At 60.7% G+C, this 1,595-nt stretch carries 4 protein-coding genes; all 4 read left to right on the top strand.

From position 1 onward, the window contains the following. Positions 1 to 690 (top strand): phage major capsid protein (locus ACCQ08_RS25955; protein ID WP_373451377.1); only part of this gene is annotated, 690 nt, incomplete at its 5' end. A 44-nt stretch (positions 691 to 734) separates the two neighbouring features. Next, a complete protein-coding gene (locus tag ACCQ08_RS25960; protein WP_373451378.1) occupies positions 735 to 899 on the top strand; it encodes a hypothetical protein in 165 nt (54 codons plus the stop codon). A 3-nt stretch (positions 900 to 902) separates the two neighbouring features. Continuing rightward, complete coding sequence (locus tag ACCQ08_RS25965) at positions 903 to 1,244, top strand: head-tail connector protein (RefSeq protein WP_373451379.1); 342 nt, start codon at positions 903 to 905, stop codon at positions 1,242 to 1,244. A gap of 2 nt (positions 1,245 to 1,246) precedes the next feature. After that, positions 1,247 to 1,567, top strand: a complete 321-nt coding sequence (locus ACCQ08_RS25970) for a phage head closure protein (protein WP_239808666.1) — start codon at positions 1,247 to 1,249, stop codon at positions 1,565 to 1,567. The last annotated feature ends 28 nt before the right edge of the window (positions 1,568 to 1,595 follow it).

A 1,595-nucleotide genomic window follows, 5' to 3' on the forward strand; every position in this document is an offset into this window, starting at 1 on the left:
CCTGAAACTGCCACTCCTGTGTTGGCTGAGTTGGGCTTTGGTCATGGTGAGATCTACGCCAACCCAGCTGCAACCCAGCAGCTCCTGGACGACGCCGAGATCAACATCGAGGCATGGCTGGCATCTGAAGTGCAAGCCGAGTTCGCTGAGCAAGAAGGCATTGCTTTCATCTCAGGTGACGGCGTGAACAAGCCGGCAGGCATTCTGACGTACGTCACGGGCGGCTCCAACGCAGCCAAACACCCATTTGGCGCGATCAAGGCCATCAACAGCGGCGCAGCTGCAGACATCAGCTCCGACGCCGTGCTGGACTTGATCTACGGCCTGCCCAAGAAGTACCGCCAGGGCGCCCAGTTCCTGACCAATAACCTGACCATCGCCAAGGTGCGCAAGTTGAAGGACGGCCAGGGCAACTACCTGTGGCAACCCTCGGCGCAGGCCGGCCAGCCAGCCACGCTGCATGGCTATGGCATTGCAGAAGACGAGAACATGCCTGATGTGGCTGCAAACGCGCTGCCCATCTTGTTCGGCGACTTCAAGCGCGGCTATCTGATCATCGACCGCATGGGCATCCGTGTGCTGCGTGATCCGTACACCAAGAAGCCATACGTGCTGTTCTACACGACCAAGCGTGTTGGCGGCGGCGTGCAAAACCCCGAGTGCCTGCGCGCTCTGAAGGTGGCGGCCTAAACCAGAAGGGGGCTCCGGCCCCCTTCCTCTCATCTGGAGGAAGCATGAAAGCAAGCAAACCATTCAAGGGCGTCAAGGACGGTGACATCTACCCGACCGAGTTCAACCCCGGCGACGAAATCCCGGCTGAGTTGGAAGCTGCCGCACTGGAGCTGGGCGCCGCCGAGGGCGTACCTACTGCACCCAAGCAGACCAAGGCAAAGGTCTAAGCCATGCTCCTGAACCCGACTGAAGCTCTCGCGCACCTGCGGGTTGAGGCCGGTCAGGAGGATGCTCTGATAACCCTCTACCTGGGCGCAGCGGAGCAATCCGCCATGGACTACCTCAACCGCCAAGTGTTTGCCGACCAGGCTGCACTTGATGCCGCTGTGGCCGCCGAAACAGCCGGCGCCAACCCTATGGTTGTGAACTACGCCATCAAGGCGGCAATGCTGCTGATCTTGGGGCACCTCTATTCCAACCGCGAAGATGTGGTGGCTGGGACGTCTGTGGTGCAGCTGCCTGGCGGGGCTCGCTCCCTGCTGCGGCCGCACCGCATTACCCATGGAGTCTGACCATGACCACCATTGGCCAACTACGCGACCGCGTTACGATCCAGCGCCGAACTGGCGGTGCTAATGAGGTTGGTGAGCCCTTGCCTGAGGCATGGGAGGACTTTGCCACCCTCTGGGCTTATGTACGGCACCCTTCTGGCGTTGAGTCCATTCGCTCGGGCGCCGACACTTCGGTGGTCAAGGCCTCGGCGCGCATCCGCTGGCGAACCGATGTGAACGCTGGAATGCGTATGGTCCACCTGGGCCAGAACTACGACATTGAAGCGGTGTTGCCAGGCCTTGATCGCAAGTTCACTGATCTGTCCTGCAAATTGGTGGTGTGACATGGTGCGCCGTAGCGATACAACGCTC

The sequence above is a fragment of the Comamonas sp. SY3 genome, assembly GCF_041730275.1.
GTDB lineage: Bacteria > Pseudomonadota > Gammaproteobacteria > Burkholderiales > Burkholderiaceae_C > Comamonas > Comamonas sediminis.

Excerpts from the sequence above, each read along its gene's own strand:
- ACCQ08_RS25965 (WP_373451379.1), top strand. The coding sequence starts at position 903 with ATGCTCCTGAACCCGACTGAAGCTCTCGCGCACCTGCGGGTTGAGGCC.
- ACCQ08_RS25970 (WP_239808666.1), top strand. The coding sequence starts at position 1,247 with ATGACCACCATTGGCCAACTACGCGACCGCGTTACGATCCAGCGCCGA.
- ACCQ08_RS25960 (WP_373451378.1), top strand. The coding sequence starts at position 735 with ATGAAAGCAAGCAAACCATTCAAGGGCGTCAAGGACGGTGACATCTAC.